We start from the raw sequence: 24,435 nt of genomic DNA, 5'->3' as shown, positions 1-24,435 counted from the left end.
CGAACGCCGCGTTGCGCAATATTGTCATCGTCAAGTGCCCCTGCGCGACGCCGACGTGGCATCGCTTGGGGGCTTCGACACCAGGGGCGTCGCCTACCCTGGGAATTTTTTTCGGCTATCGACGCCGAGACAGGATGAGGGTGCCGCGATCGGCGAGCGCGACGTCAAGATTGAAGGTTGCCGCCAGCATTTGGGCAAGCTCACGGGGCTTTGTTGCGGCGAAGGTGCCGGTGAACCGCAACGCGCCCAACTTGGGGTCCGCCAGCCGGATCTGTTGGTCATTGTAGCGGTTCGTGGCTGCCACCACCTGCGCGAGCGGTGCGTCCTCGAAGGACAGCATGCCCGAGGTCCACCGCATGTCCGACTCCCGAAGCGGCACCGGCGATCCAGCCGGGGTTTGCGGCTCGAGTGCAAGCTGCTGGCCAGGACGCAGCAATCGGCCCTTGCCGACCGTTTCGCCTGTCCAAGTCACGGCTGTGCGGACCTCGACCGATCCGCGCAGGAGCGACACGGTCATCCGCCGTGCCTGCTGTTCGACATCGAACAAGGTTCCGTGCGCAATGATTAAGCCGCCATCCGACTGGACAACGAACGGCCGCGCCGTGTCATGCGCCACGTCGAAACGAGCACGCCCCCGACGGAGCAACAATCTTCGTTCGCCATCCGTATAGGCCACCAGGAGCAGGCTGTCGGTGTCGAGCGTCACGCGCGAGCCATCGGAAAGCGTGGTGGTGCGGATCTCACCGAGCCGGCTGGCGATCTCGGTCGGCTCGACTGCTCTCGACCAAGGCCCATCGAGCCGCGACATGCCGATGCCTGCAAAGATGACAAGGAGGACAGCCGCCGCCGCTGCGAAGGCCAATGTCGGGCGGCGCCGATCCACAGCCCGGGCAGTTTGGCGCCGCGCCGGTTCAGCGGCAGGCGTCTGCGCCGCCAGGGCCATGTTCTCCCAGTTTGCGAGAACCTCGTCATAGATGTCGGCATGTCGCGGATCGGCGGCGTACCAGGCCTCGAAATCCTCATGATGGTCCGCGCTGTCAGGCGCGCGCAGACGCGCCAGCCAGGTGACAGCGGTCGCCCGGATGGTATCGTCCGGGCTGGGTGCCTCCCCGGCCTCGGATGTCAACGCGACCTCAGCACGTGGTCGAGACGCGCGATTGCCTTCGTCATGTGCCATTCGACGCCTTTTACGCTCAATCCCATCCGCTTGGCGATATCGCTATAGCTGACGCCATCGACGCGGTGGGCCAGGAATATCTCGCGGGTCTTCGGATTAAGCCGCATCAGGGCGCCTTGGAGCCGGTTGAGTAGATCACGCGCCTCCAGCGCCGCGATCATGTCTGGCCCGGCGAGCGATTCCTCATCCGCAGGGACGTGCTGGGCGAGCGATCGCTGCAAGGCGGTCCTCGCGCGACTGCGAAGCAGGTTCGTCGCGATACGGTTGAGATAGGCTTCGGGTTGCTCGATCGTCCGGTCCTTCGTCGCCGACGCATCGACGAGCCGGGCGAAGCTCTCCTGCACCAGATCTCCCACATCCTGCCGATCCGTCCGGCGCGCGAAGTAGCGATGCAGCCGCGGCGCCTGAGTCTGGTACAAGTCGTTCAGCGCCAGGACCGATCCGGCCGCGACCCGATTATCGGGCGGCAATGGATCGCCCTCGGCCAGGCGAGGCGAGGTCAATGCGTTCAAAACATCGGGGATCAGGCGCATCGCGATACCCGATCCCGAGGGTATGGCGGACCACTCGCCCGAAAAAATCTGATCAGTCCAATATCCATCGCCGACTCGCCCGTTTCGAGGCGACGCCGGCGGAAGCCGGGTGTTGAGAAGCACGCTTGAGTCGTGCGCCGACGCCTTTGGCCGCAAGCGGCTTGGACATGCGCGTCGGCCACCCGGCCGCGTCGATGGCGGGTCATTCTTCCCAAGCGAGGTTCTCAAGCCTCGGCGCCGCCCTCGCGGCACCCGAGCAGACTAACAGCCTGACTCGAAGAAGCAACTCCGGCAGGGTCGGTTGAATGCGCGCCAAATGCCCGCCTTGGTAGATCTTATCACCTTTGCTTGGATGGCTTGGGTTGCTGCTCGCGAACCCGCGAACCACATTCGAAGACTCCGTCGAGATTTTTGGCACTAGTCGCCGATTGCCCCGCTTCGCCCAGGATGCTACGGGCCGGTATATGGGGCGCATCCTGTCAGCCTTGCTCATTCTCGTCCTGGCGCTTTCGCACGGGCCGATGGGCGCGGCCGTGCCTCATCTTGACGGTTCGACGCATGAGCATGTTCGTGCGGTCGATGCCGACCACCACGATCATCACAATGACGATCCTGCGGCCGTTGACGCGCAATCTGCTCAGACTGATGCAGCCCCCGACCGGTCGAACGATCTGGACAAGGCAACGCAGGGATCGGGCTATCATACTCACGTCGCCGCTGATGGTGTCCCGGGCAGCTCAATAAGCCTGCTTGCGAGCGCCAGCGACAAAGTCCGGCGGCAGCCCCTCGATGACGCCCGTCTGCGCTCGACAACGCTGGAACCACTCCCCGAACCACCGTCAGCCTGACCCTAGCCGTCCCGCGGCCTGCGTTCGCGCGCGCCGCTGACCGATAGGATCAGGAGATTTCAGATGCATTCCCCGTTCAGGGCCGCGCTTGTCGTGGCTGTCTGTCTGCCATCGGCAGCGCTGGCTCAGGCACAGCCGCTGACGCTCGACGACGCAATCCGGCGCACGCTTGCCGCCGCACCGCAAACCGCCTCCACCGCCGCCCGGATCGAGGCGCAGACCGCCGCGCGCACCGCCGCCGGACTGGGTCCGCAACCGACGATCGAAGTCACGACTGAAAACTTCGGCATTCCGAGCGGCGACCTCTATGATCAGTTTCAGGTCACTGCCACCTACAGCCAGCGCATCGAACGCGGCGGCAAGCGCGAAGCGCGCGTTGCCGTCGTCGATCGCGATATGGACGTGACGCGCGCTGAGGCGATCGTCGTTCGGCTAGACGTCATTGCACAGGTCCAGCGTCTTTATGTCGAGGTACAGGCGACCGAGGCGCAGATCGGTATCGCCAGGCAGCGGCTGACGATGGCCCGGATGGTCGAGGCCGAAGTGAAGCGCCGCGTCGCTTCAGCCAAAGACCCGCTGTTCGCCGGAATGCGCGCGACCACCAGTGTGTCCGAAGCCAGCGTCGATGTGGAACTTGCGATTCACGCCCGCGACGCCGCGCTGAAGCGACTGGCGGCAATGTGGGGCGGTGCATCGGCTGGTCTATCGGTCCCGACCAGCGACTTTCTGTCGTTCAAGCACGAGCCCGTCGGCGCGGCGGGGGCAGCCCCGGCGGACCTTGCCGTTTTTGTGGCGCGCGGCGCGCGTGCTGATGCAGCGATCAACCTTCAGGTCGCGAATGCCAAGCGCGATCCCACAATCTCTGCGGGACCGCGCTTCATTGGCACCGGTGATGTCGCACTGGTCGCTGGCGTCTCATTGCCGCTGGGAGGACGTCGCATATCAGACGCACGATTAGCCGAAGCCCAGGCCGACCGACGGCGGGTCGAGGCCGATCTGGCGGTTGAGCGCTTCACCCGCGAACGGACGATCGCGCTGGCCGTCGAGAAGGTCGAGGAAACCGCGCATGAGGCGGAGGCGATCCGCGATCAGGTCATTCCGAACGCCGACCTCACTCTGATGGAGGTCCGCGTCGGCTATAATCGCGGATTCTTCAGCTATGTCGATGTGTCGGCGGCGCAAACGACGCTCGCCAATGCCCGCGCCCGGATGGTCGATGCCGTGCGCCGTCACCATGAGGCCAGGGTCGAACTCGACCGACTGACCGGCCGCTTCACCGAACTCGCCAAGGGGGATTTCTGATGGCCCGCATCCACGCCGCGCTCGCCGCAGCGCTTATCCTGCCGTTGCCGCTGATCGCGTGTGGCGGCGAATCTGCAACCGAGAACACGGCGTCCGAAGCGGAGGGCGCACCCGCCGCCGATTATGAACGCGGGCCGCATAATGGCCGCATGCTGCGCGACGGGAATTTCGCGGTCGAGATGACGATTTTCGAGGATGGCGTGCCGCCCGAATTTCGCATCTATGCCTATCGCGACGACAAGCCGGTCGCACCGGGCGAAGTACAGCTATCGGTCGCGCTGGGAAGGCTGGACGGCGAGGTCAACCGCTTCGCCTTCAAACCGGAGGCGGATTATCTGCGCGGTGATGGCCGGGTGGTCGAGCCGCACAGCTTCGACGTGACTGTCGTCGCGCGCGAAGGCGGGCGCACCCACCGGTGGAAATATGATTCGTTCGAAGGCCGCGTGTCGATGCCCGCCGCCGCCGCCCGTGCGGCGGGCCTTGCATTTGAAAATGCCGGACCCGCAGAGATTGGCGAGGCGCTCGAATTGATCGGACGGGTCGAGCTCGACCCTTCGGCCACGGCGGAGGTTGGAGCCAAATTCCCTGGCCGCGTCGTCTCGGCATCGTTGAACGTGGGCGATCGCGTGCGGCGCGGGCAAGTGCTGGCGCGGGTCGAGAGCAATGAAAGCATGCAGATCTATTCGGTGACCGCGCCGATCAGCGGCGTCATCACCGAACGGCGCACCAACCCCGGCGATGTCGCGGGAAGCGATCCGATCTATGTGATCGCCGACCCATCCCGGACGACCGCCGCCTTCCCGGTGTTTCCGCGCGACATGGAGCGGGTCCGCGCTGGCGCGCCCGTTCAACTCAGCCTGCTTGAGGACAATCGCACGATCGGCTCGACCATCCGCGATTTTCGCCCGGTGGCCGATCCCATGACGGGTGCGCTCGTTGCCCGCGCGCCGCTCGCCAACCGGGACGGGTTCTGGCGACCGGGAATGAGCGTCAAGGGCGTGCTGACCGTCGACCAGCGTCAGGTGCCGCTGGCGGTCAAGACCGAGGGGTTGCAGGCATTCCGCGATTTCACCGTCGTGTTCGCCAAAGTCGGTGACACCTATGAGGTGCGGATGCTGGAATTGGGGACGCGCGGCCCGGTGTGGACCGAGGTCAAGTCCGGCATCAAGCCCGGCCAGAGCTACGTCACCAAGGGCAGCTACGTCATCAAGGCGGATATCGAAAAATCCGGCGCCAGCCACGATCACTGAGGAACACGGCCATGCTTGAACGCATCATAAGGCTGTCGATCCGACAGCGCTGGGCCGTTCTGATCGCAGCGTTGCTGCTAATCGGTATCGGCATCTACTCGTTTGGACGGCTCAAGATCGACGCCGTTCCCGACATTACCAACGTCCAGGTGCAGGTGAACACGCCCGCACCGGGATTTTCGCCGATGGAAGCGGAACAGCGCATCACCTATCCGGTGGAAACGGCGCTGGCCGGCCTGCCCGATCTGGAGTTCACCCGATCGGTTTCGCGCGCGGGCCTCAGCCAGGTGACGGTCGTCTTCAAGGACGGCACCGACATCTATTTCGCGCGGCAGCTGGTCAATGAACGGCTGCAAGGCGCACGCGAGGCGCTGCCGCCGACCGTCGAACCGGCAATGGGTCCGATCGCGACGGGTCTGGGCGAAATCTTCATGTACACGCTGGAGGCAAAGCCAGGCGCGGTGAAGCCGGACGGTTCGCGCTATACGGCGCAGGATTTGCGTACGCTGCACGACTGGGTCGTGCGACCGCAATTGCGCAACGTGCCGGGCGTGACCGAGGTCAACTCGATCGGCGGCTATCGCAAGCAGTTCGTGATCGCTCCGATTCCAGCGCGACTGTCGGCCTATGGGCTGAGCGTCACCGAACTGACCGAGGCGCTGGAGAAGAACAACGCCAATGTCGGCGCGGGCTATCTCGAACGATCCGGCGCACAATATGTCATCCGCGTGCCGGGGCAGGCGACCGATCGAGCCGACCTGTCCGGGGTCATCGTGGCGTCGCGCAATGGTACGCCGGTGCGGGTCGCCGACGTCGCGGATGTCTCGATCGGATCGGAAATCCGGCAGGGCGCGGCGACCAAGGACGGGCGCGAAGTGGTGCTCGGCACTATCTTCATGCTGGTCGGCGAGAATGCGCGCGAGGTCAGCGTCTCGGTCGCGGAGCGGCTGGAAACGGTCAACAAATCGCTTCCCGCCGGGGTCGTCGCGGTCACCATGTATGACCGCTCAAAGCTGGTTGAAGCGACGATCGGCACGGTCGAAAAGAATCTGGCCGAAGGCGCGCTGCTCGTCATCGTCGTGCTGTTCCTGCTGCTCGGCAATATTCGCGCCGCGCTGATTACGGCGGCGGTGATCCCGATCACCTTCATGATGACGATCACCGGCATGGTCGCGGGGGACATTTCGGGCAATCTGATGAGCCTGGGCGCGCTTGACTTCGGCCTCATCGTCGATGGTGCCGTCATCATCGTCGAGAACTGCTTGCGCCGGTTCGGCGAGGCACAGCATCGGCTTGGACGGCTGCTGACCAGGGAAGAGCGGTTCGACATCGCGGCATCGGCTTCCTCCGAAGTGGTGCGGCCCAGCCTGTTCGGCATCGCGATCATCACGATCGTGTATCTGCCGATCTTCGCGCTGACCGGGGTGGAGGGGAAGACGTTCCACCCGATGGCGATCACGGTGGTGCTGGCGCTGACGGCGGCGGCGATCCTGTCGCTCACCTTCGTGCCCGCAGCCGTGGCAACTTTCGTGAGCGGCAAGGTCAGCGAAAAGGAGAGCGCAGCGATCCGGGCGGCCAAACGCTGGTATGCGCCCTTGATCGACTGGGCGCTGAAGGCGCGCATCGCTGTGCTGGTAGGCGCGGTCGCGCTGGTTGCCCTGAGCGGCGTCGCGGCGACACGGCTGGGATCCGAGTTCATCCCCAATCTGGACGAAGGCGATATCGCACTGCACGCGCTACGCATCCCGGGCACCAGCCTCAGCCAGGCTGTGCAGATGCAATCTGCACTGGAGAACAGGATCAAGCGCTTCCCGGAAGTGCAGGACGTGTTTGCTAAGATCGGCACCGCCGATGTCGCGACCGATCCGGTGCCACCTTCGGTCGCCGACACATTCATCATCATGAAGCCCCGCGACCAATGGCCCGATCCACGCAAGACGAAGGCGCAACTGGTCGATGAAATGAACGCGGGCATTCAACGCGACGTGCCGGGTTCGCGCTATGAGTTCATCCAGCCGATCCAGATGCGGTTCAACGAATTGATTGCGGGCGTGCGGTCGGACGTGGCGATCAAGATCGTCGGCGACGATCTCGACGAACTGGCCGCAGCGGCGGAGCGGGTCGTGGGCATCGTCACAGCGATTGACGGCGCACAAGATGTTCAGGCCGAGCAGGTCACCGGCCTGCCGTTTCTGGAGATCATTCCCGATCGCCAGCGGTTGAGCCAGCTGGGACTCAACATCGCCGATGTCCAGTCGGTCGTGTCCGCCGCCACCGCAGGCACCGAGGCGGGGCAAATCTTCGAGGGCGACCGGCGCTTCGACATCGTCGTTCGCTTGCCCGAGGCGATGCGGCAGGATCGCTCCATCATCGACCGGCTGCCGATCCCGCTGCCGGGCGGCGGCGAAGGGCTGCGCGACAGCGTGCCGCTATCCGAAGTGGCGACGATCCGCGAGACAACGGGTCCAAACCAGATCAGTCGCGAGGATGGCAAGCGGCGTGCGGTGGTCACCGTCAACGTGCGCGGTCGCGACCTCGGCTCGTTCATTGCCGAGGTCCAGGAAAAGGTCGCAGCCCAGGCCGAACTGCCGGAAGGCTATTGGGTCGATTATGGTGGCACATTCGAGCAGCTTCAATCCGCGTCGGCACGGCTCCAGATCGTCGTACCGCTGACGTTGCTGCTGATCCTCGGCCTGCTGTTCCTGCTGTTCGGCTCGCTCAAGGATGCGGGCATCGTGTTCTCCGGCGTGCCGCTGGCGCTGACCGGAGGCGTGCTCGCGTTGTTGTTGCGGGATATCCCGTTTTCGATCTCGGCGGGCGTGGGCTTCATCGCGCTGTCCGGCGTCGCGGTGCTCAATGGCGTGGTGATGCTGAGTTTCATCCGCCAACTTCGCGAGGAAGGAATGGGCCTCGACGACGCGATCCGCGAAGGGGCGCTGACCCGCCTGCGACCGGTGTTGATGACGGCGCTGGTCGCGTCGCTCGGCTTTGTCCCGATGGCACTCAATGTCGGGATCGGCTCGGAAGTGCAGCGCCCGTTGGCAACAGTGGTTATCGGCGGGATCATCTCGTCGACGCTGCTGACGCTGGTCGTCCTGCCCGCGCTCTATCGCCTCGTCCAACGTCGCCGGGCGGACGACGAAAATCCTGAAGCATCACCACACACCCAGCGCCTCGCGAAAGGATGACGATGATGACGCTTGCAAACACGACCCGGCAACGGGTCTTCGGTGCGGCATTCGCCGTGCTCCTCTTGTCTGGCTGCATGGGCTTGGAACCGTTGCCGTTGCGACCCACCGCTGTGGCGGCCTCTGACGACCCTATCTCGATATTCTGGCTGCATGCCTATCAAGCGGGGGATGGCGTGCGCGTCGTTGGCAATATCCGACCGCGCAACGGCGTGTATCGAACGGGGCGGGGCCATCTGGACGTGACCGCGACCCTCGCCAATGTCAGCGATACGCGAACGATTGGCACCCGGCCCGGCCCGCTTCCCAGACGAGGGAAGGGCACGCGATCGTTCAGCGTCTTCTTCAACAAGCTGGATCGCCGGGACATCGTGCAACTTGCGGTGGAATATCATGAGGGCGCGCTGCACGCAGCCGTCGTGAAAGGATGATGATGCCTGCGAACACAATCCAGCGATGGATGTCTGATAAACGAACCGCGCTCCTGTTGCTGAGCGCCCTGCTGGTCCTGCTGCTCGCCGCCGTCGATGCGTTCGCGCATGGCGTCGAGGAAGGCGACAAGGGCTATATTCAGGAAAGCAGCGGGGTGCTGTTCATGCCTTTCCTGTATCTGGGGGCCAAGCATATGGTCACCGGATACGACCATCTGCTGTTCCTGTTCGGGGTCATCTTCTTCCTGTATCGGATGAAGGACATCGGCATCTACGTCACGCTGTTCGCGGTCGGCCATTCCACCACGATGCTGTTCGGCGTGCTGACCGGGATCAGCGCCAACGCCTATCTCATCGACGCGATCATTGGTCTGTCCGTCGTCTACAAGGCGCTCGATAATATGGGGGCGTTCCGGCGATGGTTCGGCGTTCAGCCAAATACCAAAGCGGCAACTCTGATCTTCGGCTTCTTCCATGGCTTTGGACTGGCGACCAAAATCCTTGAGTTCGAGATGTCGCCGAACGGCCTGCTGCCCAATCTGATTGCGTTCAACATCGGTGTCGAAATCGGCCAGTTGCTCGCGCTCGGCGCGATCCTGATCGCGATGGGTTTCTGGCGTCGCACCCGCAGCTTCCAGCGCCATGCTTATGTCGCCAACGTAATCCTGATGACCGCTGGCTTCGTGCTGGTGGGCTACCAACTGACCGGCCTCGTCGCCGCCTGACCGGAGAAATCCCATGTATAATTCCCAGATGCCAAACGCCGACGAACTGCCCACGTCGCGTCAGCTCGTTCGCTCGACCGCGATTGCGGCGGGGGTTGCGGGCGCGTTGCTCGTGACTATCGTGCTGCCATCCGAATATGCCATCGATCCCACGGGCATCGGGCGGGTGCTCGGCCTGACCGAAATGGGCGAGATCAAACAGCAGCTCGCGGCGGAAGCTGCCGAGGAAGAAGCGCAGGCGGCGGCACCGACTCCGTCGGCAATGCCGGTGGCGACGTCACCAGCGGCAAAGGCCGATGCGACAAAGGCGGCAGCCGCGCGCACCGACGAAATGAAGCTGACGCTTGCACCCGGCGAAGCGGCTGAGATCAAGGTCACTGCGGACGCCGGGGCCGCTATCGCATTCGACTGGTCGGTGACGGGCGGACACGTCAACTATGACACGCATGGCGACAAGATCGGCGCGCCTCGCGGCTTCTACCACGGTTATGGCAAAGGCAAGGAGTCGACCGGCGAGCGCGGCACGCTGGTTGCTGCATTCGACGGGGGACATGGCTGGTTCTGGCGGAACCGCTCAGGCGCGCCGGTGACGGTCACGCTGAAGACCAGCGGGAATTACGCTGCGATCAAACGGGTGGTTTGACGCGAGCGTCTCTGACGTGTGAAGCGGACGACAATGGGGACATGAAATGCTCGCCGTTCTAAGCAATACCACCTACCGCAACCTGTTCCTGGCGCAGGTCATCGCGCTGGTCGGCACGGGTCTGGCGACCGTCGCGCTGGGCCTGCTCGCCTATGAGATCGCCGGTAGCAACGGCGGAGCGGTGCTGGGCACGGCGATGGCAATCAAGATGATCGCCTATATCGGCGTCGCGCCTGTCGTTGGTGCCTATGCCGCCCGTCTGCCACGCCGCGCGTTCTTGATCGCGATGGATGTCATTCGCATCGGCGTCGCGCTGGTTCTGCCATTCGTGGACCAGGTTTGGCAGGTCTATGTGCTGATCTTCATCCTGCAATCGGCCTCCGCCGGGTTCACGCCGACGTTTCAGGCGACTATTCCCGACATATTGCCGGACGAGAAGGATTATACCCGGGCGTTGTCGCTCTCGCGGCTGGCCTATGACATGGAGAGCCTGACCAGCCCGATCCTGGCGGCGGCGCTGCTCACGGTCTTCAACTTCCACTGGTTGTTCGCCGGGACGGCGGTCGGCTTTGCGGCATCGGCATTGCTGGTGCTGGCGACCGCGCTGCCCGCGTCATCGGCGAAGCAGCGACAAGGTGGCATCTGGACCAACACGACGCTGGGCACCCGCATCTATCTCGCGACACCGCGGTTGCGCGGCTTGCTCGCCGTAACCCTTGCCGCTGCCGCCGCCAGCGCCATGGTGATCGTCAACACGCCGGTTCTGATCCGCGCGGGGCTGGGCCTTGGGCAGAGCGAGGTCGCGATGACCCTGGCCGCATTCGGCGGCGGCTCGATGATCGCCGCATTGCTGTTACCCAGACTGCTCGATCGGGTTGCGGATCGTACGGTGATGCTGGCTTCCGCCGCAGCGATGACCCTGCTGCTCGGCGCGCTGGCGCTGGGATGGCAGCTGCACGGGCGATCAGGCTTCTGGTATGCGTTGCTGGGCGGGTGGCTGCTGCTCGGTATGGTTTATGCCGCCAGCATCACACCCGGCGGACGGCTGTTACGACGTTCAGCGGGTTCCGATGATCGCACCGCATTGTTCGCGGCACAGTTCGCGCTCAGCCATATCTGCTGGTTGATCGCCTACCCGCTCGCCGGACAAGTCGGCGCGCTCGCAGGATTTGGCACGGCGTTCACGGCGACCGCGATTCTGGCCGCGATCGGAACCATCATTGCATTCCTGATCTGGCCATCCCGCGATCCGGAAGTGGTCGAGCATCGTCATGACGACCTGCCGCCCGGTCACCCGCATCTGATCGAGGCACATCCAGATGGACGGGCTGGGCACGCCTTTCAGATCGACGATCTCCACCGTCACTGGCCGCGCCGGGAAAAGAAGGGATTGTGACTTATCAAGGATCGGCGTGATCTGCTCATATCGCTGGCAGGCGCACCGCTTCAGGGGTAATGAAAAACGATGGACACGGGCCGCGTGAACCGCCGATCGATCGCCAGCATGATAGGCCTGCTTGTGCTGGCCTGTCTGCTTGTCCTCAAGTCGCCGCCCGTCTGTGAGATCGTTGCATCGCCGCACGTGACGGACATGGCTGCCTGCCCGGAGATGCCGCGCAAGCCACCGGTGCAAAAATCGGCTTCGCTTGCGTGCGCGGCTCCCTGTTTGCTGGCGAATACCGCGCCCGTCGCTCCGCTGGCGATCAGGCTGGCGCTAAGCACCGTTTACGATCCGTCGAGCGCCGAAACGCTCCGCAGCGTCAACGAAGGCCCCGCACCGCCGCCGCCTCGCACCCGTGATCGACCTGCACTCTACTGAATCTGATCAAATCACGGAGACTATCGATGAAGAATCTCAAACTACTCGGTGCCACCTTGGCGCTCTTGGCCTCGCCTGTTGCCCATGCTGCCGAGGGCATGGATTGCTGCAAGGACATGAAGACCTGTTGCTGCAAGAAAGAGGGCGACAAGCCGGGCTGCTGCGACGACATGAAAAAGGAAACGCCCAGCACGCAGGGCAAGTAACGAATGGGGAGGGAGGCGTCCGCGCCTCTCTCCCTTCCTCAATGACGTGCGAAGACTTTCTGCCCGCCCAATCCAAAGGCAATGACGCTGTAGGGCTGGGCCTTCGCGCCCGGTACTTCCATGCCGGGCGAGCCGATCGGCATTCCGGCCACCGCAAGGCCTTTCACACCCTTCGGTCGCGTCGCGAGCGCGCGCTTCATGTCGGCGATGGGGACATGCCCCTCGAACGCCATGCCGTCGATGATCGCGGTATGACAGGAGGACAACGCCGCAGGCACCCCCGCCTTTTGTGCGAGAGCGGCACGCTGGGGATTGTCGATCATCCGCACTGGTCGCTTGATTTCGCGTTGCGCGATCGCCGCCCATTTTGTGCAACAACCGCAACCCGGATCACGATGCACTACGACGTCGGCGGCGAACGCCGAAGTGGCCACCAACAGCAGAACCGTCGTGGACAGCGGCTTCAAAATCATCATCGTTGCTTCCTAATTTTCCAGCATGCTTTTCATCTGCGCGATCTCCTCGCGCTGTGATTTGATGATCTGTCGGCACAACGATACCAGTTCGCGATCGCTGAGCGATGCCTGCTCACACATCAGGATCGCACCTGAATGGTGCGGGATCATGGATCGGATGAATGCGGTGTCGTCGATCGTAGTCTGAGTTCGGAGCAACGCGAAGCTGCCGAAGAACGCGACGGCTGATCCGGCAAGCAGCAACACATTGAGGCGCTTGGACGGAAACATGTCCCGCATCGCCACGATCATCAGCACAACCATCGGTGCGACCATCATCAGCGTCATGTAGAGCATGTTGAGGTTGTTGTAGAAGCTCGACAGCTGGTCGATCATCACGAACATCACCAGATACATGATGACCCCGCTGATGGCGGTTTGCAGTGCGAGGCTGCGATAGGGGGTCATTGCATTCTCCTTTGCCATTTTCGTCGGTCTCCGACCTCAGAACCAGGCCCTGATCCCGACGACGAAGGTGGTTGCCGAAGGGTCTTCGCCGTCAGCGCGGGCGAAGCGCGCGGTGCGGCCGAATTTCGATGAATGCGAGATGCCGATATAAGGCGCGAATTCGCGTACGATCTCATAGCGCAGACGAAGGTCGAACTCGGCATCGGAAAGCCCCGCGCCGATTCCGCTCTCGATTACATCCTGCGCCGCCAGATTGAACTCGACGCGCGGTTGCAGGATAATCCGCTGGGTGATCCGCTGATCATAACTGGCCGCGAGCCGTCCCAGCACATCGCCCTTGGTCGATACGAACGCATGAGCCTCGACTTCAAACCAATAGGGGGCGAGCCCCTCAATGCCGAACGCTGCATAACTACGCGCCTTGGGCTCGAAATCGTGACGGACGCCGGCCTGCAGGTTAAAATATGGGCCGATGGCGCGGCTGTAGAGCGCCTGCGCCTCGGCGCTTTCGACCGCCTCACCAAAGCTGCCTTCGCCCTCGGTCTTGACGATCAGCCGATCGATGTCGCCGCCGAACCAGCCTTCCCCTTCCCACCGATAGCCCTCGCGCCCCTTGCGGATTTGCAGCTCGGCGATGTCCAGCATGATTTGGCTGAACGTGCCGCCGCCATGCTCGCTGCGCAGTGCCTTGCGCGCGCCGGTCATCGCCTCGCGCCCCCAGACACGGTCGGCATAGTTCGGCTCGGGCGCGGCGGGTGCCGGAGCGTTTCCGGCGGGCAGCGCGGTCCCGCCGCTGCCGGTGCTCGGTGCATCGGCGGCCATATCAGGCATTGCCGAGCTATCGCCCCCGGCTTTCTCGGGCGCAGCGGGGGCTGCACCCGCGGGTGTGCAATGCCCCATTGCCGCATGTTCAGGTGGGCAGGCCGGGTCGGGGGCCGGTGCCGCCTGCGCCGGTTTCGCGGGTGCCGCTATTGCAGCTGGCTTTGCTGCCGGTGTCGACGTCGGACGCGGCTTCGCTACCGGCTTTGGCTTGGGCGCTGTTTTCGCCGGCATCTTCATGCCGGGCATTTTCGAGTGATCCATCGTCTGCGCGGCGACGGGGGCGGCCAGTGCGATTGCGGCGGCGGCGGTGGCGAGCGACAACATCTTCATGCCCCCTCTCCCCCGCGCGGTCGGACGGTCACGACCTGCATCATTCCCGCATGCATGTGATAGAGCATGTGGCAGTGGAACGCCCAGTCGCCGACCGCGTCGGTGGTGACGTCGAAGGTCACGGTGCCGCCCGGCTGCACCTGCACCGTATGTTTGCGCGGCGCATATTCGCCATGCCCCGTCACCAGCTCGAAGAAATGGCCGTGGAGATGGATCGGGTGGCCCATCATCGTGTCGTTGACCAGGGTGACGCGCACCCGCTCGTCCTGCAGGAACGGGATCGGATCCTTGACCTCGTTCAATTTCTCCCCGTCGAACGCCCACATGTAACGTTCCATATTTCCGGTGAGGTGGATGCGCATCGCCCGGTCCGGGGCACGCACATCGGGGTTGCGCTCCACCGCGATCAGATCACGATAGACCAGCACCTTGTGCCCGACATCCGCCAGCCCCTGGCCGGGCTCGCCGGTGCGGTCCATCGGCATCGGTGAGATCGTCTGGACTGTCGGCGTTTTCTTGACCCCGGGCGCGACGGCGAAATCACGCATCGAATGTTCCATCCCGGCCATGCCGCCGCCAGCCCCGGCGTCTGCCGCGCCGCTTGCCGCAGGCGTGCAATGGCCCATCGCGGCATGTTCGGGCGGGCAATCCCCGGCACCCGGCGTGGCGGCTGCGCCCGCCATCGCACCGTGATCCATGCCGCCCATGCCCATATCCTTCATGGTGGCGATCGGCCGTTTGCGTAAAGGCGGCACCTCCGCCGCCATTCCCGCGCGCGGGGCGAGTGTGGCGCGTGCCATGCCCGAGCGATCGACGCTTTCGCCAACCAGCGTATAGGCGCGATCGTCGGACGGCTCGACGATCACGTCATAGGTTTCAGCGACGGCGATCTGGAACTCGTCCACCTGCACCGGGCGTACATTCAACCCGTCGGCCTGGACGATCGTCAGCTTCAACCCCGGAATACGGACGTTAAAGGTGGTCATTGCCGATGCGTTGACGATGCGCAGCCGCACCCGCTCTCCGGGCGTGAACAATGCGGTCCAGTTGTCACGCGGGCCGTGGCCGTTTACCAGATAGCTATAGGTCGAACCGGTCACGTCGGAGACGTCGGTGGGGTCCATGCGCATCTTGCCCCAATCGAGGCGATCCTTGGCCGATTGGCCTTCGCCGCGCAGCAGATCGGCCAGCGTCTGTTTCTGCTGATTGAAATAGCCGCCCTGCTGTTTGAGCTTCTTGAAGATGATGTGCGGGTGCATCTCGCCATGGTCGGACAGCACGACGACATGTTCGCGGTCGGAGGCAATGGGGTCCGTGCCTGCCGGATCGATCACGATCGGCCCGTAATGGCCAAGCTGCTCCTGCAATCCCGAATGGCTGTGATACCAATAGGTGCCGGCCTGTTTGACCGGAAACTCATAGGTGAAGGTCGAGCGCGGCTTGATGCCCGGAAAGCTGACGCCCGGTACGCCGTCCATGTGAAATGGTAGGATCAGCCCGTGCCAGTGGATCGAGCTGTCCTCGTCGAGCGCGTTCTCCACGTGCAGCCGGACATTCTGACCCTCGCGCAGCCGGATCAGCGGGCCTGGGATCGTGCCGTTGATGCCGATCGCGTGGCTTTCGCGTCCGTCGATCGTCATCATCTGGTGCGCAATGCGCAGTCGGATATCCTCGCCGGAGACACTCGGCAGCGCCTGGACGATACCAGCCGACACCGGCTGTGCCCACGCCGGAAACCACGGGGCGAAAGCGAGCGAGCCGCCCCCAAGGGTGGCTCCGCGCAGCAGATTACGACGGCTTAGCAGCAGCGACATGTGATGTATGGCTCCGATGACGTTACCCGCTTTACGCAGAATATCGGCCCGGCCCTCATCGCGATCGGCGAAAGACCGCCCGGATTGCCACGCGCATCAAATCCGGGCGGGCCGTGCGTCGGAGAAGAACGCGCGAACCCGGGCCGTGTGCCGTTCGGTGTGCCGTGCGAACAGGGCGGAGATCAAAATCGTCGCCGCAAGCACCGCGACGACAAGCGCGATGTTCGCTCCGGTCGCGGGCAAACGCTTGTCGTCGAGCAACAACGCAGCGGCGAAGGCGATGATCGGGAAATGCAGGACATACAGCGAGAAGCTCGCCTGCGCGCCATAGCGGGCGAACGGCCTCAGCCAGCGGGGCGCGGACAGATCGATGCGCAACAATGTGTAAAGCAGCACTGCGAACGTAAACGCCAGCGGCAGCTCGGTCCCGTCAAGCCCGAGGAGTCGCGAATAGATTAGGGTTCCGAGGAACGGGATACCTGCACCGATTAGCCACAAGCGGCGTAGTGGCTGCAAGCTCTGCCTCCCGGAACGGTGGGTCACCCAGAACAATGCCGCCCCGCAAAGCCAGCAGGCAAAGCCAACCAGCATATTCGGCACGATCCAGGCGAGGAACAGGGTGGCGAGCAGCAGTGACGGGCGTCGCCTGCGCCAGCTGACCCACAGTGCCGGAAACCAGATATAGAACCAGAATTCATACGCCAGGCTCCACAAAGGACCGTTGGTGCCGAACGGAGCTACGGCAATGCTTTGAAGAAACAGGATGTTGCCGAGGAGGGTCTGCCATCCCAGCCGCTCCGCAAGGTTGTTGTTCAGCACATAGGTGTCGGTCGCGCCGGTGTGGGTCGAGGACTCAAGGCCATAGAGGCCAATTGCGTCCAGGATGCCGCCGATCGCAAACGCAGGCAGCACAACGACCAGCAACCGCGCGAGCCGGTCGATCCCATAGCCCGTCCAAGCCCAGCCTGCGGTCATCCGCCGGTCGACGCTCTTTGCGATCCAGTAACCGCTGAGGACGAAGAACAGGATGACGCTGGCATGGGCGAAACCGGCCAGAAAATAACCTGCCGACGCAATCGTCGTGGCCTGTCCCGAATAATCGGCGATCAGGAGATACCAAGCATGGGCGAACGCCACCGTCACCGCCAGCACGCACCGCAGGGCGTCCATGACGACGAAAGCCCCGCTTGCCCGCGTCTCTACACCGCCGTCGCGCGCCGACGGATCGCCGCCCCCGCCTGTTTGGTCCACCGCCCCCATGCGGATAATACGACGCCCGGGCGCGCATCCCTTGCGCGATCTGCAAGATTTCTCCGGCGACGCTCTATGACAGCGACGCAGTGAGTCGCTGACGTGCGCGATACAGGCGCGTCTCGACCGCCTTTTCGCTGATCCTCAGCGTTTCGGCGGTCTCGGCCTGGCTCAACCCCTCAATCGTGCGGAGCACTAGTGTCTCGCGCAGATTGGCCGGCAGTTCGGCGATGGCAGCTGTGACCTGCCGCAACTCCTGGCGATCGGCGGTCGCGGTTTCGATCGACGGCGTTGCGTCGGCGGTGTCGGCGGCATGGTCGAGCGGAAGCACGACCGAGATCAGGCGGCGTATCGCCCGGCGGCGGCGCAAGTCGCGCGCCTTGTTGATCGCGATGCGCGACAACCAGGGGCGCATCGACCGCGCCATGTCGTAACGCCGCAGCGCGCGATGCGCGGCGACGAAGGCTTCCTGCACGATGTCGAGCGCTTCGTCGTCGTCACCGACGATGCGCGCGACGAGCCGATGCAGTGGATCCTTGTGACGGCGCACGATTTCAGCGAACGCCAGCTGACTTCCACCAAGGCACAGGGCGACCAGCTCGCCGTCCGTGCGGTCGGCAAGTGCGTCGGTCACCGTGCGTCTTCGGTCAGTGCCTTGGTCACTGCGGCGTCAAACTTCGCCGCCTGATCGGGTTTGAGCAGAGCCCGCATCGCGAAGATATGCGCCAGCGTTTCCTTCTGAAGCTCCCCCATCGTGCGGTGCGAAGCATCGACCGCGGCGGCGACGCGCGGGCCGTTGCCGTGCTCGGCGGCGATCGCTTCGGCAAGCCGGGCGTTCTCGGCCTTCATTTCCAGTTCGAGCGCGCGACGGCGCACGGCAAACGCTTCCTCAAGTACATGCAGCTGTCGTTCCTGCGCCGCGTCCAGACTCAGTTGGTCGTGAAGAACCGCATGGAGCTCCGCCCCGGGCTGTGCCGCCGGTTCGACAAGATATCGTCCGGCGACCACCCCGAGCAATGCGGCGAGGAAAACCAGTATCACGATGATCCCGGTGCGCCGTGTGTTCATCGGGTCGCGCCCAGCAGTGTCGATGGGGCGAGCGGACTGGACGCGCCCAAAGGCGACAGCACCGGCGCGGCCTGCGCATCGGTCGATGGAACGACGTTGCTGAAAACGCCGAGCGCCAGTGCGAGGCCCATCGCCCCCAACGTGGTGCCGGCACCGAAGCCCGCAACCGGCTGTTGCGCGATCGCATTCAGGACTCGGTCTTCCAGACCCGCCAGTCCCCGATGCGGCGTTCCTGTCGCCAGCCGCTGAAGGGCATCGTCGATATTGGTTTGCATGACTGCCTCGTAATCCGCTGCTTCCCATACGTATGAGAATGCACGATCCCTCAACTACGCCGGTTTGAGGGGTAAAAACCGGTACTGCGTATTGGGGGCATATCACAGGAGTTCGAGATGAAGTTCAATCCATTCGCCGCCGTCATCGCCGCCCTCGCCATGGTGCTGATCCCGGCAACCGCGTTCGCACATCCCAAGCTGGTCACGGCGACGCCCGCCGCGAACGCAACGGTCGCGCGCACGACGACGATCACGCTGACCTTCAGCGAGCGCCTGACGCCCAAGCTTTCCACTGCCACGCTGATCATGACCGGGATGCCAGGAATGGCGAACCATCCCGACATGAAGATGGCGGGCGTCACCAGCGCCGTTTCCGCCGATGGCAAGTCGATCATCCTCACCTCGGCCAAACCGCTGCCCGCGGGCAGCTACCGCGCTGACTGGGTCGTGATTGGCGCGGACACGCATCGCATCACCGGCCAGCACAGCTTTAGCGTCCGCTGATCATGAGCGACTGGGTGGCGATCGGCCTGCGTTTCGCCGCCTATGCCGATCTCATGCTTTTGGCGGGCCTTGCCATGGGTGGCGGTCTCGGTCGACATGCGCCGGGGATTGGCGGACGTGTAATAGGCTGGCTGGCCATACTAGGCGTGGTCATCACGATCGCCCAGCTTGCTGCGACGTCCCTGGCCATGACTGGCTACGACCTGGCCATACTGGATCGGGAAATGCTCACGTTCATGGCGTTTGAAACGCCGATGGGCATCTCTCATATCGTGCGCGCCGCCGCGCTCGGGTTGCTGGCGGCGTTCCAGCTCGCCGGGCGGGCGAGCAGGCCGGTTGCGGCCGCGCTGGCGCTCGTTGCGCTGGGTTCGCTAGCCTGGACCGGTCATGCCGGCGCATCCGAAGCGGCGCTGGGCTGGGCGCACCGCAGCAGCGACATCGTTCATCTGGTTGCGGGCGCGCTGTGGATTGCAGCGCTGGCGATGTTCGCGCGGCTCCTGCTGCTCGACTTTGCGACGCCCGGCGGGGCAACAACGGCGATCGCCGCACTGGCACGCTTCTCCGGCATCGGTGGGATCATCGTCGCCGCGATCGTCGTCAGCGGAGCGATCAACCTTCTCGCGATTGTCGGGATCGAAGGTCTCTCCACGACATTTGGAACATCATACGGACAGCTACTTGTGCTGAAGCTCATCCTGTTTGGCGTCATGCTCGGTCTGGCCGGGTTCAACCGCTGGCGGCTCGTGCCAACCCTGGAGACGGCATTGGGCGGCGATAGGCAGGCCATCGCGCAGCGCCGATTGCGGCTGGCGATCCTGGTCGAGACGGCGGCGGCGGTGCTCATCCTCGCTGTCGTGGCGGTCCTGGGAACTCTGTCACCGGTCGGGTGATTGGCACGGATTGTCCGTCCGGGCGTTGTGGTGAATCCTAGGAGAAAGCCATGAAGAACCTTGCAATCCCGCTACTGCTCGCCGGGTCGCTGACCGTGGCAGGCTGTTCCGACAATGCGCAGCAGAATAGCGCGCACGATATGGCCGCCACGTCGGCCGCCAACGGAGCGAGGCCGATGGACATGTCGGCCGCCAGCCCCGGCGACCCGCCGGCGACCCAAGGGTACAAGAAGTCGATGAACGACATGATGGCCAACATGCCAAAGTACACTGGCGAGGCCGACACGGATTTCATGCAGCAGATGAAGGGGCATCATCAGGCGGCGATCGCCATGGCCGAAACCGAACTGCGCCACGGTGACGATCCAGAGGCGCGGGCGTTGGCGGAGAAGATCATCCGAGATCAACGCGCGGAGATCACTGAAATCGACACCTGGCTGGCGGCTCGAAAATAAGCGGCTTGACCCTGACATGATGTCAGACATTATTGCCGGGTCATGGAGGACGACTCGATGACTAATGCCGACCACAAGGCTCATGACGAACACAGCTGTTGCGCGACCCAGCCCTCGACGTCCGCGGTCAGGGATCCCGTATGCGGCATGACCGTCGATCCTGCGACAACTGCGCATCATGCCGCGCATGACGGCGAAGATTACCATTTTTGCAGTGCTGGCTGTCGAACCAAATTTGTTGCCGATCCTGACAAATATCTGAGCGATGCCCCGCGTCCGGAACCCAAGGCAATGCCGGGCGCGATCTGGACTTGTCCGATGCACCCGGAAATCCGTCAGGAGGGGCCGGGCACGTGCCCGATCTGCGGCATGGCGCTCGAACCGGAGGAGCCTTCGCTCGACGATGCGCCTAACCCGGAGCTGGTCGATTTCACCCGCCGTTTTTGGGTATCCGCCGCGCTCGCAGTGCCACTGCTGATCGTGTCGATGGTCGCCGAGATGCTGGGCATCGAGATCGTCAGCCCCGCCGCGTCGCCCTGGGTTCAACTCGCGCTTTCTGCGCCGATCGTGTTGTGGGCGGGCAAGCCTTTCTTCGAGCGTGGCTGGATGTCGATCCGGACGTGGCACCTCAACATGTTCACGCTGATCGCAATCGGCGTCGGTGCCGCTTTCCTCTACAGTCTGGTCGCGACTTTCGCGCCTGGCTTGTTCCCGCCCACGTTCCGTATGCACGGCGGCATGGTGCCGGTCTATTACGAGGCGGCGGGCGTCGTGGTGACGCTGGTGTTGCTCGGGCAAGTGCTGGAACTGCGCGCCCGCGCGGCGACCGGGCGCGCGATCCGCGCGCTGATGGATCTCGCGCCCAAGACCGCGCGCCGTGTCCGTGAGGACGGGTCGGAGGAAGAAGTGTCACTCGGTGACGTGGCGGCGGGCGACAAGCTGCGCATCCGGCCGGGCGATGCAATCCCGGTTGACGGCATAGTTATCGAAGGGCGTTCGTCGGTCGATGAATCGATGCTCACCGGTGAGTCTCTAGCAGTCGGGAAGTCGGCGGGCGATGCGCTGACCGGCGGAACCGTTAATGGCACTGGCAGCCTTGTCATGGAAGCCCGAGCGGTGGGGGCGGACACGATGCTTGCACGGATCGTGCGGATGGTTGCCGAGGCACAGCGCAGCCGCGCCCCGATCCAGGCGGTTGCCGACCGCATTTCGGGCTGGTTCGTGCCGCTGGTGGTCGCAATCGCGATCGCGGCTTTCATCGTATGGAATTTCGTTGGACCGGAGCCACGCTTCGGCCATGCACTGCTCAATGCCATCGCGGTCCTGATCATCGCCTGTCCGTGTGCGCTTGGCCTCGCCACTCCAATGTCGATCATGGTCGGCACGGGTCGCGGCGCACATGCTGGCGTCCTCGTCAAGAACGCAGAAGCACTTCAGGCGCTGGAAAAGGTCGATACGCTCGTGATCGACAAGACGGGCACGATCACCGAAGGCAAGCCGAGGCTCGTTGCCACCCAAGCCCTGCCGGGGTTCGACCAGGACGATTTGCTTGGCCTGGCCGCTGCGGTCGAGGCACAATCCGAGCATCCGCTCGCACACGCCATCGTCACGGCCGCGACGGAACGCGGCGTCATTGTTGGAAAGGTAGAGAACTTCGAATCCCAGACCGGTCTGGGTGTCAGCGGAGTGATCGATGGCCGCATCATCGCGATTGGCAACGCTACGCAGATGACCCGTGTCGGCGCCGATCCGTTCGCGCTGGAGGCCGCTGCCGACCCGCACCGGAAGACTGGAGCCGGGGTCATGTTCATCGCCATCGACGGGTCGCCGGCAGGACTACTCGCGGTCGCCGATCCGGTCCGCGCAAATGCCCGCGAGGCGATCGCCGCGTTGCGCGCCGAGGGTCTGAAAGTCATCATGCTTACGGGCGACAACCAGGCCACTGCCGACGCGGTCGCGCACGCAGTCGGCGGCCTTGACGATGTTCGCGCCGATCTCAGGCCAGAGGACAAGGCGCGTATCGTTGGCGAACTGAAGGCGGCTGGGGCGAAGGTCGCGATGGCCGGCGACGGCATCAACGACGCGCCCGCACTGGCGGCGGCGGACGTGGGGCTGGCGATGGGAACGGGCACCGATGTGGCGATCGAGAGTGCGGGGATGACGCTGACCCGTGGAGATTTGACCGCAATCGTCCGAGCACGCAGACTGGCCGATGCGACGATGCGCAACATCCGCCAGAATTTATTCTTCTCGTTCCTCTTCAACGGACTCGGCGTACCGATTGCGGCGGGCGTGCTCTATCCCCCGTTCGGCATCCTGATGTCGCCGATGTTCGCGGGCGCGGCGATGGCGCTGTCTTCGTTCACCGTCGTCCTCAATGCCCTGCGATTGAACCGGGTGAAACTATGAAAATCGGACCCGCGTCGGAGGCGAGCGGTGTCTCGCAGCGGATGATCCGGCACTACGAGAAGATCGGCCTCGTCCCGGCACCGCCGCGCCGGGACAGCGGCTACCGCGATTATTCCGACGCCGACATGCATCGGTTGCGCTTCATCGCCAACGCCCGTGACCTTGGCTTCCCCATCGAAGAGATCCGAACGCTGCTTGATTTGTGGCACGACGGCGCGCGGTCGTCGGCCGACGTTAAGTCGCTGGCGACCGCACGCGCCGAGGAACTACACCGCAAGGCGGAGGCGCTCGAAAAAATGCGGCGCGCGCTGCTTGATCTGGCGGCCCGATGCTGCGGTGACGACCGCCCCGACTGCCCGATCATAGACTCGCTTGAACGACCGACCTGATGTTCTTCTTTGGTCGTATCGCGTTCGTGAACGATCAGGCGGTGCATGATCAACTACGCGTGATTTGCTGCAGGGAGACATTCTGGTTTCGGTCGATGGGGGTCGCTGGGGCGCGGGCAGGCTATTCTTGATGACCAAGGGCCGCACTAACCGGCACTTCTTTGCGACGTCACATATGCTTGATCCGTGGAAATCCAGCCTTTTCCAGAAGATATGATGGTGCTATTGATGGTGCTGGTGATTTCCCACTGCCAATTCGCGTAGGAAATCAGCTACTTGAGTGCCGATGGGAGTGTTCTTCTGGGCACCATTTCCCCATTCGCAGCCCGTCGCGCGAATAGGGTGCCGATTTCGTCGACATCTTTGGGCTAACTCCGTCCGTTCAGAACGCCGCTCTGTGTCCGTTTGGCGCGCCTGCGCTCGTGACGCTGAACGACAATCTCCAAGGCCGGGGACGCGCGTAGGTCAGTCCCCCGAACCGGTGCCGTAAGCTCGGCAGAATGCATCGACCGCCGCCGTGATCCGCCGCTGATTGCGGGTGGCGTCATTGGGACAGCCAAAGCGGCGCTCCAGGTCGCCCAGTCCCTTGCACATCGCGACGAACTGTTCGGCCGCCAGTTCCGGATCCTCCACTGCGATCTCGCCGGCGTCGCGCAGCGTGCCCAACAGTGCTGCAAATGCACGCAGCATCTGGCGCGGTCCTGCCTCGAGAAACGCTTCGCCGATCGCCGGGTCGCGCTCTGTTTCCGCCGCGATGCGCCGATCGAACTGAACCATTTCCGGGCGGGACATGAACGCGGTCATCGCCGCGCCGATCGCCGCCAGCCGCTCGCGCAGGGACAGGCCGGGCATCGGCGCGATGCTGAAATGATCGCCCATCCGCGCGCATTCGCGTTCGATCGCGGCGGCAAACAATCCGCGCTTGTCACCGAACTGATTGTAGATCGTGACCTTGGAAACATGCGCGTCAGCCGCCACCTGTTCGATGGCGGTTGCAGCAAAGCCAAGGGCGAAGAAGGATCGGGTGGCGGCGTCAAGGATCGCCTGGCGTTTCACCGGATCGATCGAGCGTTGCGCACGCGTAAGGGTTTTGCTTGACAGAGTGAACGGTCCCGTTCATTTGAACGACAACGTTCAGTGTAACCCGATTCGACGCCGTGGCGCAAGCAGGGGGCAGTGGTGC

Annotated in this window: 26 protein-coding genes; 15 read left to right on the top strand and 11 right to left on the bottom strand. The window is 63.9% G+C overall.

Annotated features, from left to right (window positions below; all coding sequences use genetic code 11):
• Positions 1–115 precede the first annotated feature (115 nt).
• Together ACRYLO_RS00860 and ACRYLO_RS00855 are read right to left on the bottom strand one after the other, a co-directional pair.
• A complete protein-coding gene (locus ACRYLO_RS00860; RefSeq protein ID WP_260481394.1) occupies positions 116–1,177 on the bottom strand; it encodes a FecR family protein in 1,062 nt (353 codons plus the stop codon).
• Entirely contained in the window at positions 1,123–1,710 is a 588-nt protein-coding gene (locus ACRYLO_RS00855) for an RNA polymerase sigma factor (RefSeq protein ID WP_224921296.1), read from the bottom strand. Before ACRYLO_RS00855 ends, ACRYLO_RS00860 begins: the two co-directional genes overlap by 55 nt.
• A gap of 464 nt (positions 1,711–2,174) precedes the next feature.
• Here ACRYLO_RS00855 and ACRYLO_RS00850 point away from each other — a divergent pair, with 464 nt between their 5' ends.
• From ACRYLO_RS00850 to ACRYLO_RS00805, 10 genes are all read left to right on the top strand, one after another.
• On the top strand, positions 2,175–2,558 hold the full coding sequence (locus tag ACRYLO_RS00850) for a hypothetical protein (protein WP_224921295.1): 384 nt from the start codon (positions 2,175–2,177) through the stop codon (positions 2,556–2,558).
• Positions 2,559–2,651: 93 nt separating this feature from the next.
• Positions 2,652–3,860, top strand: coding sequence for a TolC family protein (locus tag ACRYLO_RS00845; RefSeq protein WP_224921294.1), 1,209 nt, complete (start codon positions 2,652–2,654; stop codon positions 3,858–3,860).
• The gene (locus ACRYLO_RS00840) at positions 3,860–5,110 is read left to right on the top strand and encodes an efflux RND transporter periplasmic adaptor subunit (RefSeq protein ID WP_482658442.1); all 1,251 of its coding nucleotides are present in this window, start codon (positions 3,860–3,862) and stop codon (positions 5,108–5,110) included. Before ACRYLO_RS00845 ends, ACRYLO_RS00840 begins: the two co-directional genes overlap by 1 nt.
• Positions 5,111–5,121: 11 nt before the next feature.
• Positions 5,122–8,298 (top strand): efflux RND transporter permease subunit, encoded by a 3,177-nt coding sequence (locus ACRYLO_RS00835; protein WP_224921292.1) that lies wholly within the window; start codon positions 5,122–5,124, stop codon positions 8,296–8,298.
• A 5-nt stretch (positions 8,299–8,303) separates the two neighbouring features.
• Entirely contained in the window at positions 8,304–8,729 is a 426-nt protein-coding gene (locus tag ACRYLO_RS00830) for a LolA-like protein (RefSeq protein ID WP_224921291.1), read from the top strand.
• Between the two features lie 29 nt (positions 8,730–8,758).
• Positions 8,759–9,454 carry a HupE/UreJ family protein gene (locus tag ACRYLO_RS00825; RefSeq protein WP_224921290.1) on the top strand — a complete coding sequence of 232 codons (696 nt, stop codon included), beginning with the start codon at positions 8,759–8,761 and terminating at the stop codon, positions 9,452–9,454.
• A gap of 13 nt (positions 9,455–9,467) precedes the next feature.
• On the top strand, positions 9,468–10,097 hold the full coding sequence (locus ACRYLO_RS00820) for a transmembrane anchor protein (RefSeq protein ID WP_224921289.1): 630 nt from the start codon (positions 9,468–9,470) through the stop codon (positions 10,095–10,097).
• 46 nt (positions 10,098–10,143) lie between these two features.
• Positions 10,144–11,493, top strand: a complete 1,350-nt coding sequence (locus ACRYLO_RS00815) for an MFS transporter (protein ID WP_482658441.1) — start codon at positions 10,144–10,146, stop codon at positions 11,491–11,493.
• A gap of 69 nt (positions 11,494–11,562) precedes the next feature.
• Complete coding sequence (locus ACRYLO_RS00810) at positions 11,563–11,916, top strand: hypothetical protein (RefSeq protein ID WP_224921287.1); 354 nt, start codon at positions 11,563–11,565, stop codon at positions 11,914–11,916.
• Positions 11,917–11,942: 26 nt separating this feature from the next.
• Positions 11,943–12,122 (top strand): hypothetical protein, encoded by a 180-nt coding sequence (locus ACRYLO_RS00805; protein WP_224921286.1) that lies wholly within the window; start codon positions 11,943–11,945, stop codon positions 12,120–12,122.
• 38 nt (positions 12,123–12,160) lie between these two features.
• Here the strand turns inward: ACRYLO_RS00805 and ACRYLO_RS00800 are convergent, their stop codons facing one another.
• The 8 genes from ACRYLO_RS00800 to ACRYLO_RS00765 all read right to left on the bottom strand — a co-directional run bounded on the left by ACRYLO_RS00800 (position 12,161) and on the right by ACRYLO_RS00765 (position 18,605).
• Positions 12,161–12,595 (bottom strand): DUF411 domain-containing protein, encoded by a 435-nt coding sequence (locus ACRYLO_RS00800; RefSeq protein WP_412103459.1) that lies wholly within the window; start codon positions 12,593–12,595, stop codon positions 12,161–12,163.
• 12 nt (positions 12,596–12,607) lie between these two features.
• Entirely contained in the window at positions 12,608–13,045 is a 438-nt protein-coding gene (locus ACRYLO_RS00795; protein ID WP_224921284.1) for a DUF305 domain-containing protein, read from the bottom strand.
• Between the two features lie 36 nt (positions 13,046–13,081).
• On the bottom strand, positions 13,082–14,197 hold the full coding sequence (locus ACRYLO_RS00790; RefSeq protein WP_482658440.1) for a copper resistance protein B: 1,116 nt from the start codon (positions 14,195–14,197) through the stop codon (positions 13,082–13,084).
• Positions 14,194–16,011, bottom strand: a complete 1,818-nt coding sequence (locus ACRYLO_RS00785) for a copper resistance system multicopper oxidase (RefSeq protein WP_482658439.1) — start codon at positions 16,009–16,011, stop codon at positions 14,194–14,196. Before ACRYLO_RS00785 ends, ACRYLO_RS00790 begins: the two co-directional genes overlap by 4 nt.
• A gap of 96 nt (positions 16,012–16,107) precedes the next feature.
• Positions 16,108–17,181 carry an acyltransferase family protein gene (locus ACRYLO_RS00780; protein WP_263622470.1) on the bottom strand — a complete coding sequence of 358 codons (1,074 nt, stop codon included), beginning with the start codon at positions 17,179–17,181 and terminating at the stop codon, positions 16,108–16,110.
• 154 nt (positions 17,182–17,335) lie between these two features.
• The gene (locus ACRYLO_RS00775; RefSeq protein WP_224921280.1) at positions 17,336–17,896 is read right to left on the bottom strand and encodes an RNA polymerase sigma factor; all 561 of its coding nucleotides are present in this window, start codon (positions 17,894–17,896) and stop codon (positions 17,336–17,338) included.
• Entirely contained in the window at positions 17,893–18,330 is a 438-nt protein-coding gene (locus ACRYLO_RS00770) for a periplasmic heavy metal sensor (protein WP_224921279.1), read from the bottom strand. Before ACRYLO_RS00770 ends, ACRYLO_RS00775 begins: the two co-directional genes overlap by 4 nt.
• Positions 18,327–18,605, bottom strand: a complete 279-nt coding sequence (locus tag ACRYLO_RS00765; RefSeq protein ID WP_224921278.1) for a hypothetical protein — start codon at positions 18,603–18,605, stop codon at positions 18,327–18,329. Before ACRYLO_RS00765 ends, ACRYLO_RS00770 begins: the two co-directional genes overlap by 4 nt.
• A 117-nt stretch (positions 18,606–18,722) precedes the next feature.
• On the opposite strand from ACRYLO_RS00765, the gene copC reads away from it, so the two are divergent.
• The 5 genes from copC to cueR are packed head-to-tail and all read left to right on the top strand — an operon-like array spanning position 18,723 to position 23,252.
• The gene (gene copC, locus ACRYLO_RS00760) at positions 18,723–19,109 is read left to right on the top strand and encodes a copper homeostasis periplasmic binding protein CopC (protein WP_224921277.1); all 387 of its coding nucleotides are present in this window, start codon (positions 18,723–18,725) and stop codon (positions 19,107–19,109) included.
• A 2-nt stretch (positions 19,110–19,111) separates the two neighbouring features.
• Positions 19,112–19,999, top strand: coding sequence for a copper homeostasis membrane protein CopD (gene copD / locus ACRYLO_RS00755; RefSeq protein ID WP_482658438.1), 888 nt, complete (start codon positions 19,112–19,114; stop codon positions 19,997–19,999).
• 50 nt (positions 20,000–20,049) lie between these two features.
• Entirely contained in the window at positions 20,050–20,454 is a 405-nt protein-coding gene (locus ACRYLO_RS00750; RefSeq protein WP_224921275.1) for a DUF305 domain-containing protein, read from the top strand.
• A gap of 57 nt (positions 20,455–20,511) precedes the next feature.
• Positions 20,512–22,863: a heavy metal translocating P-type ATPase gene (locus ACRYLO_RS00745; protein WP_224921690.1), complete on the top strand. Its 2,352-nt coding sequence runs from the start codon at positions 20,512–20,514 to the stop codon at positions 22,861–22,863.
• Positions 22,860–23,252: a Cu(I)-responsive transcriptional regulator gene (gene cueR / locus ACRYLO_RS00740; protein WP_224921274.1), complete on the top strand. Its 393-nt coding sequence runs from the start codon at positions 22,860–22,862 to the stop codon at positions 23,250–23,252. Before ACRYLO_RS00745 ends, cueR begins: the two co-directional genes overlap by 4 nt.
• Before the next feature lie 465 nt (positions 23,253–23,717).
• Here the strand turns inward: cueR and ACRYLO_RS00735 are convergent, their stop codons facing one another.
• Positions 23,718–24,308: a TetR/AcrR family transcriptional regulator gene (locus ACRYLO_RS00735; RefSeq protein WP_482658437.1), complete on the bottom strand. Its 591-nt coding sequence runs from the start codon at positions 24,306–24,308 to the stop codon at positions 23,718–23,720.
• Positions 24,309–24,435: the final 127 nt, after the last annotated feature.

This window comes from Sphingomonas sp. SDUR79, assembly GCF_056821745.1.
Note: the sequence above shows the minus strand (reverse complement) of the source record. Positions and strands in the feature narration are given on the sequence as shown.

Coding starts and splice junctions, on each gene's coding strand:
- ACRYLO_RS00860 (WP_260481394.1), bottom strand. CDS start 1,177: ATGGCACATGACGAAGGCAATCGCGCGTCTCGACCACGTGCTGAGGTC.
- ACRYLO_RS00855 (WP_224921296.1), bottom strand. CDS start 1,710: ATGCGCCTGATCCCCGATGTTTTGAACGCATTGACCTCGCCTCGCCTG.
- ACRYLO_RS00850 (WP_224921295.1), top strand. CDS start 2,175: ATGGGGCGCATCCTGTCAGCCTTGCTCATTCTCGTCCTGGCGCTTTCG.
- ACRYLO_RS00840 (WP_482658442.1), top strand. CDS start 3,860: ATGGCCCGCATCCACGCCGCGCTCGCCGCAGCGCTTATCCTGCCGTTG.
- ACRYLO_RS00835 (WP_224921292.1), top strand. CDS start 5,122: ATGCTTGAACGCATCATAAGGCTGTCGATCCGACAGCGCTGGGCCGTT.
- ACRYLO_RS00830 (WP_224921291.1), top strand. CDS start 8,304: ATGACGCTTGCAAACACGACCCGGCAACGGGTCTTCGGTGCGGCATTC.
- ACRYLO_RS00825 (WP_224921290.1), top strand. CDS start 8,759: ATGTCTGATAAACGAACCGCGCTCCTGTTGCTGAGCGCCCTGCTGGTC.
- ACRYLO_RS00820 (WP_224921289.1), top strand. CDS start 9,468: ATGTATAATTCCCAGATGCCAAACGCCGACGAACTGCCCACGTCGCGT.
- ACRYLO_RS00815 (WP_482658441.1), top strand. CDS start 10,144: ATGCTCGCCGTTCTAAGCAATACCACCTACCGCAACCTGTTCCTGGCG.
- ACRYLO_RS00810 (WP_224921287.1), top strand. CDS start 11,563: ATGGACACGGGCCGCGTGAACCGCCGATCGATCGCCAGCATGATAGGC.
- ACRYLO_RS00805 (WP_224921286.1), top strand. CDS start 11,943: ATGAAGAATCTCAAACTACTCGGTGCCACCTTGGCGCTCTTGGCCTCG.
- ACRYLO_RS00800 (WP_412103459.1), bottom strand. CDS start 12,595: ATGATTTTGAAGCCGCTGTCCACGACGGTTCTGCTGTTGGTGGCCACT.
- ACRYLO_RS00795 (WP_224921284.1), bottom strand. CDS start 13,045: ATGACCCCCTATCGCAGCCTCGCACTGCAAACCGCCATCAGCGGGGTC.
- ACRYLO_RS00790 (WP_482658440.1), bottom strand. CDS start 14,197: ATGAAGATGTTGTCGCTCGCCACCGCCGCCGCCGCAATCGCACTGGCC.
- ACRYLO_RS00785 (WP_482658439.1), bottom strand. CDS start 16,011: ATGTCGCTGCTGCTAAGCCGTCGTAATCTGCTGCGCGGAGCCACCCTT.
- ACRYLO_RS00780 (WP_263622470.1), bottom strand. CDS start 17,181: ATGGACGCCCTGCGGTGCGTGCTGGCGGTGACGGTGGCGTTCGCCCAT.
- ACRYLO_RS00770 (WP_224921279.1), bottom strand. CDS start 18,330: ATGAACACACGGCGCACCGGGATCATCGTGATACTGGTTTTCCTCGCC.
- ACRYLO_RS00765 (WP_224921278.1), bottom strand. CDS start 18,605: ATGCAAACCAATATCGACGATGCCCTTCAGCGGCTGGCGACAGGAACG.
- copC (WP_224921277.1), top strand. CDS start 18,723: ATGAAGTTCAATCCATTCGCCGCCGTCATCGCCGCCCTCGCCATGGTG.
- copD (WP_482658438.1), top strand. CDS start 19,112: ATGAGCGACTGGGTGGCGATCGGCCTGCGTTTCGCCGCCTATGCCGAT.
- ACRYLO_RS00750 (WP_224921275.1), top strand. CDS start 20,050: ATGAAGAACCTTGCAATCCCGCTACTGCTCGCCGGGTCGCTGACCGTG.
- ACRYLO_RS00745 (WP_224921690.1), top strand. CDS start 20,512: ATGACTAATGCCGACCACAAGGCTCATGACGAACACAGCTGTTGCGCG.
- cueR (WP_224921274.1), top strand. CDS start 22,860: ATGAAAATCGGACCCGCGTCGGAGGCGAGCGGTGTCTCGCAGCGGATG.